5 protein-coding genes are annotated in these 6,088 nt (G+C 51.1%); all 5 read left to right on the forward strand.

Annotated elements, in window-relative coordinates:
• Nucleotides 1-75: 75 nt before the first annotated feature.
• Genes FP827_07590 through FP827_07610 form a run of 5 tightly spaced genes read left to right on the forward strand, consistent with a single transcriptional unit; the run spans nucleotide 76 to nucleotide 6,019 of the window.
• Nucleotides 76-570, forward strand: coding sequence for a hypothetical protein (locus tag FP827_07590; protein ID MBA3052929.1), 495 nt, complete (start codon nucleotides 76-78; stop codon nucleotides 568-570).
• On the forward strand, nucleotides 567-3,095 hold the full coding sequence (gene polA, locus FP827_07595) for a DNA polymerase I (GenBank protein ID MBA3052930.1): 2,529 nt from the start codon (nucleotides 567-569) through the stop codon (nucleotides 3,093-3,095). The genes FP827_07590 and polA overlap by 4 nt, the downstream gene beginning before the upstream one ends.
• A 12-nt stretch (nucleotides 3,096-3,107) precedes the next feature.
• On the forward strand, nucleotides 3,108-4,355 hold the full coding sequence (locus FP827_07600; GenBank protein MBA3052931.1) for a hypothetical protein: 1,248 nt from the start codon (nucleotides 3,108-3,110) through the stop codon (nucleotides 4,353-4,355).
• Nucleotides 4,340-5,083: a metallophosphoesterase family protein gene (locus FP827_07605; protein MBA3052932.1), complete on the forward strand. Its 744-nt coding sequence runs from the start codon at nucleotides 4,340-4,342 to the stop codon at nucleotides 5,081-5,083. The genes FP827_07600 and FP827_07605 overlap by 16 nt, the downstream gene beginning before the upstream one ends.
• Nucleotides 5,084-6,019 (forward strand): serine/threonine protein kinase, encoded by a 936-nt coding sequence (locus tag FP827_07610; GenBank protein ID MBA3052933.1) that lies wholly within the window; start codon nucleotides 5,084-5,086, stop codon nucleotides 6,017-6,019.
• The last annotated feature ends 69 nt before the right edge of the window (nucleotides 6,020-6,088 follow it).

Here is a 6,088-nt window from a genome sequence, read left to right on the forward strand (position 1 = left end):
TATTTCGCGGGATACTTTTACGGGCCGCGTATCCTGGCGTCCAAATATGTGAGTGTGATGATAAATCAGAGGAGGATGAGAAAAATATCTCTCTTTTTCAAGATATACGGCTATCAGAAAGTTTTTCTCATGAGGCCTTTTCTCCTCGGCATAAGGCCTTTTATCATGCTCTTTTCCGGGATCAGCGGGATAAAGCTCAAGACATTCCTGCCCTATCAGCTCTCGGGTATGACCTTCGGCATACTATTTTGGCTTCTGCTGGGACGGCTCTTTGCCTCAAAAATAGAGATCCTGACGGCATTTTTCTACCGTTCAAAAGATCTGATCATCGCGGTCATTCTTCTCGCCGCCGCGGTTGATCTTCTGTGCAGGTTCGTTCTGAATATAAAAATAAAGCCCAGATTTTTTATCAGGGCGATGTCCGTTATCGTCACGGCGCTGTTTCTGGCCCTGATGGGTTATGAGGTCTATATCTACAGGAGCGGCATAAAAAGGCTGTTTCAAAAAGCCGCTTTGCGCGGATGGGAATTGAAGCCGGGCAGGGGAAGCGCTGAGCTGACGGAAAAATGAAAAAACTTTTTATAATAGACGGCAATAACTATATGCACAGGGCTTTTCACGCTCTTCCGCCGCTCTTATCCCCCGACGGGAAACCTGTGGGGGCGCTTTACGGCTTCGCGAGGATGCTCTTGCGTATCATAAAAAAGCACAAGCCCGACCGCATGGCTGTCGTTTTTGACTCTCCCGGCAAAAATTTCAGACACAGCGAGTATCCCGCTTATAAGGCCACCAGGCCCGAGGCCGATGAGAGCCTTGTCTTCCAACTGCAGAACATGAGAGGCGTGACAGACGGCCTCGGCATAGCGTCAATAGCCGCGCCGGGTTATGAGGCGGACGACCTGACGGCCTCCATGACAAAAAAGTTCAAAGATGTCTGCGATGTTTATATCGTGTCGGCGGATAAGGATCTCTGCCAGCTCGTAGATGAACGCGTGAGGATATTCAATGAGCCGAAGGTCATAGGCCCGGCCGAGGTCATGGAGAAATACGGCGTATCCCCGGGCCTCTTTTGCGATTGGCAGGCGCTGGTGGGGGACAAATCGGACAACGTGCCGGGCGCCTCGGGCATAGGGCCGAAAGGCGCGACGGCCCTGATAGCCGAATACGGCGGCATAGAGAGCGTTTATGAGAACATAGATTCGGTGAAAGAATCGCTGCGCCGGAAACTGATAGCGTCAAAAGAGGATGTTTTTCTTTCCAAAAAACTCGTCACGCTCCTCAAGGATGTGCCCGTGGAGCTTTCCGACGAGGCCCTGAAACCCGAGATAAAAGCTGAAGATGTCGCGGCGCTGGCGGAAAAATGGGGCTTCAGCTCTTTGAAAAATGAGTACGGCGTACAGTCGGAAAATGTTCTGAAGGAAGAGATCGCGCGTTTTGTTTATACCGGGGATCTGTCTTTTTTCAAAAGCTGCCGCGAGATAGCTCTTCATTTCGCCGACGGGAAAAAACTCAAGGGCATAGCTCTGGCGGGCGGCGGAAAATCAGGCTTCGCCGACACCATGCAGACGGAGCTGGATTTCGGCGCCGGCGAGCACTATAAAAAAGTTCTCGCGGAAATATTTTCAGATCCCGGCATTAAGATCATCAGCGACGATTCAAAGAGCATCTACGCTTATTGCCTGGCTGAGAATATAACCGTAAAGAGTGAAATCGAGGATATCTCTCTCATGGGTTACGTCATAGATTCCCAGCCCCGGCAGGATATTCTACGCCTTGCTTCAAAATATCTGGGCAGGGAGATCCCGGAATTCGTCAAAAAAGAGGAATGCGCGTCAGCCGCGGGCCTCATGTTTGATCTCGAAAAGGCGCTGAAGAAAAAAACGGAAGAGATGCAACTGACGCCCATTTACAGGGATATGGAAAAGCCGCTCGCCGTGGTGCTGGCTCACATGGAATTCTGCGGCGTGAAGCTGGACAGCGCGAAGCTGGATAATTTCTCGCTTTTCCTTGAAAAAGAGATAGGGGATGTGAGCGGGAGGATACTGGGACTTGCCGGAGAGGACTTTAATATCAATTCCAACGTCGAGCTGCGGCGCATCCTTTTTGAGAAGATGAAACTCGTCTCAAAGAAAAAAACTAAAACAGGGGCATCTGTCGACGCTGAGGTGCTGCGGGATCTTTCGGGAGAGAGCCCAGTCTGCCTGGAACTCCTGAAATACAGGACTCTCGCGAAGATGAAATCAACTTATGCCGACGCACTCCCGGCGCTGGTCGCTCCCGACGGCCGGCTGCACACGACTTTCAACGCCACCGGCACCCTGACGGGGAGGCTTTCCTCGTCAAAGCCCAATCTGCAGAACATTCCCAAGGGCGCGGCTGGGGCAGATGAGATAAGAAAGGCTTTTGTCTGCGATGAAGGCAAGGTTCTTCTCTCGGGCGATTATTCACAGATAGACCTCAGGGTGCTGGCGCATTTTAGCGGCGATGCACGCCTCATAGAGGCTTTCGGAAAAGATGAGGATATACACAATTTCACGGCCTCGCTTGTTTTCGGAACGGCAATAGACGCTGTGACGAAAGAGCAGCGGCGCATAGCCAAGACCGTGAATTTCGGCATTGTCTACGGCATGTCTTCTTTCGGCCTCGCCGCGGATCTTGAGATCTCGCGCGGGGAAGCGGATGGCATCATCAAAGAGTACTGGAAGATATTTCCCGGCGTTAAGGATTATGTTAAGAACAGCGCGGAAGGCGCTTTTGAGAAAGGTTATACGGAAACCCTCTTCGGCCGGCGGCGGATACTGGCGGGTAGGACGCCGTTTGACCGCAGGGCGGCGATAAATACCCCCATACAGGGGACATCTTCCGACATAATAAAAAAAGCCATGATAGACATATTCCCATGTCTTTGCGAACACGGCGCCGCCATGATATTGCAGGTGCATGACGAACTGCTTTTTGAGATTGACGAGTCAAATTCCGGAAAATTTGCTAAAATTTCACGCGGCTTTATGGAGCATGCCGTTAAGCTGTCTGTCCCGCTGAAAGTGAATATGAAGAAGGGGCTTAATTTTGCCGTGATGGAAAACTTAGAGTGAGGTTTTGAAAATTTGAGAAAGAGCAGTTTTGCAATATTTGCTGTGGCGGCGTTATTTTTCAGTATCCGTGCCGTAGCGGACAGCGGCGGGAAGCTTGTGCGCGTACACCTTCTTGAGAATTCAGAATCCGCCGGCTCCTTTGATATTATGCTCCAGGAGGGGATGGGTTATGTGATGACAAGGGATATAGCGAATATCTTCTCACTCCGCGCGGAGTGGCTCAGGGACGATAAATGCATAAACCTTGTCAATCCCGAAGGCAAAAACCTGAAGCTGTTCCTTCACTCAAAAAAAATATACATTGACGGCAGGCTGTGCTCTCTGAACAAGGAGCCACTGCTGCTCGACGGGCAATCATGGATCCCGCTGGAACTTGTACTTACCAGATCTTTTCAGGGTTTCTCATCCGTGAGGGTGAAATGGGATTACGGCGCCAAGGTGCTGGATGTGACAAAGGCCGGCGCGCCTTCCCGGCCGGCATCGGGGAAAATTTCGCCAGCGCCGCGGATCATATCTCCCTTGCCGAGGATCGTCTCCCCCGCCGAATTTGCGGCCGCCTCAAAGGGTTTCAAAAAAACAAAAAGAAAAGTAAAGACCATAGTCATAGACCCCGGCCACGGCGGCAAGGATCCTGGGGCCGTGGCCAGCGACGGCACCAAAGAAAAAGATATTGTGCTCGATATAGCGTTAAGGCTTTATAAACTACTTAAAAACGACAGCGCTTTCAACGCGATCCTGACCAGGAAGGCGGATAACTTTCTGCCTCTGGCTTCCAGAGCCATGATAGCCAACAGCGCGCACGCCGATCTTTTTATATCAATACATACCAACGCCTCATATAAAAAAGACACGCGGGGGTTTGAAGTCTACTTCATGAGCGACAGAGCTTCCGACGACGAGGCCCAGGATGTGGCGAACACGGAAAACGCCGTCGTGGAACTTGAGGACGCCTCCGCCCCAAAAACTGATGTGAACGTCATTTTGTGGTCAATGGCGATGAATGAATTTATGAGAGAAGCGTCGGAGTTTTGTTCCTTCATCAAACAAACATTCGGCAAAATGTTTTCTGATAACAGGGGCATCAAGCAGGCGGGTTTTTATGTGCTGAAAGGCGCTCACATGCCCTCTGCCCTTGTTGAGGCGGGTTTTTTGACGAACAGCAGCGACAGGAAAATACTTAAGAAAAGCGCGAACAGGCAGCTGATCGCCGAAAAGCTCTATACCGCCGTGAAAGAATATAAAAAATGGAGCGAGGAATGAAAATAGGGATCTTTTCCGACATACACGGCAATCTGCCGGCTTTTGAAGCGGTGCTGGGTTTTCTCGACGGAAAGGTGGAAAAATATGTCTGCTGCGGCGATATAGTCGGCTACGGGCCGTACCCCAACGAGTGCGTGGAAAAAATCTCCGCGCTTCCGGATGTTATCTGCGTGGCGGGAAATCACGACTGGGCGGTGCTGGGCCTGGAGGATCTGAGCAAATTCAACGACGAGGCCAGAACGGCGGTGAAGTGGACGAAGGAACAACTCAGCCCCGTGTCATCCTCGTTTCTGATGGGCCTCGATTATAAGCTCGCCGGGCCGAATTTTATAGCCGTTCACGGCTCGCTGATAGATCCGCTGGACCAGTATGTCAAAACAGCCGAAGATTATATCCCCTCAATGAAAAAACAGGACAGGAGCATCCTTTTCGTGGGACACTCCCATCAACCCCTCTATTTCAGGGGCACCGGAGGGAGCGTGGATTTCGGGGCGTTTATCCCGCTGAAGCCGGTTGAGATAGAAGAGCATTCCAAATATCTGATAAACGTGGGCTCTGTGGGACAGCCGCGCGACGGCAATCCGAAAGCCGCCTGCGTGATATACGACGAGGACGCGCGCGATGTTGTTCTTCACAGGGTAGAATATGATGTGCAGTCGGTACAGAAAGCCGTGCTGGAGGCGGGTTTGCCGAATGCTTTGGCCGAAAGGCTGGGGAAGGGCGCATAAATGAAACAATCCGCTGTCATAGATTCCGCCTACAGGATAACCAGCGCGCCTCGCGAGGGCGGCATGGCAAAGATTTACCGCGCCATCAGGATCAAAGACAATAAATTCGTGGTCCTCAAAATACTGAAAGAGGAGTTCCGCCAAGCTCCCGACGCTCTCGGCAGGCTCAACCACGAGGAAGAAATAGGGCTTCTCCTGAACCACAAAAACATTGTAAATGTTTATCCACATGAAGGCGAAAAATCTTTCCCCTACATCGTCATGGAATACGCCGACGGCGCTACGCTGGCGGAATTCATAGAGAAACACAGGTGGCTCGTTGTTCCCAGCGCGCTCAAGATAATGATGCAGCTGCTGGACGCGCTTGAATACATACACAGCATGGGAGTTATACATCAGGATCTGAAGCCCGAAAACATAATCATGCTCCCGAAGGGGGGTATCAAGATACTGGATTTCGGGCTTTCTTATTATTCCCGCGCGACTTCCTCCGCGTGGAAAAACATGCTCTCAATAGGCGGCACACCCGCCTACACAAGCCCGCAGCGGCTTGCGGGGGATATTTCCAGAGACTGCGATATTTTCGCCGCGGGCGTGATTTTGTATGAAATGCTGACGGGTTCTCTCCCCTACAAAGGCGAAGATCTTGTTTCTTTTTCACGCGGCGCCCTGGCGAATTTAAAAGCTCCGCGTCCCTCGCTGGGCAATCCCTCAATACATCCACGGCTTGAAAACATCATCATGCGCGCCATCTCGCCGGATAAAAAAGACAGGTTTATGTCGTCCACGGCATTCGGTTATGCCCTGGCTCAGATCGCGAAAAAAAGCGTAAGCTACAAAAAGCGTGACGTGGACTGGCTTCTCATCACTTTTCTGGTGCTGCTTTCCGCTGCCGCCTTTATAGGCTTCCAGTTCTATATCCTGTTTCACGGATGAAGCATTTTCTTATTGCTTTCTTCTGTTTGTTAATATTCCCGTATTCTGTCAGAGCGAATGATTTTACGA

The organism is Candidatus Omnitrophota bacterium (assembly GCA_013791745.1).
Taxonomy (GTDB): Bacteria; CG03; CG03; order CG03; family CG03; genus CG03.

What these genes read in the sequence shown, in the direction of transcription:
- FP827_07590 (MBA3052929.1), top strand. Translation starts at nt 76, where the DNA reads ATGAGAAAAATATCTCTCTTTTTCAAGATATACGGCTATCAGAAAGTT.
- polA (MBA3052930.1), top strand. Translation starts at nt 567, where the DNA reads ATGAAAAAACTTTTTATAATAGACGGCAATAACTATATGCACAGGGCT.
- FP827_07605 (MBA3052932.1), top strand. Translation starts at nt 4,340, where the DNA reads ATGGAGCGAGGAATGAAAATAGGGATCTTTTCCGACATACACGGCAAT.
- FP827_07610 (MBA3052933.1), top strand. Translation starts at nt 5,084, where the DNA reads ATGAAACAATCCGCTGTCATAGATTCCGCCTACAGGATAACCAGCGCG.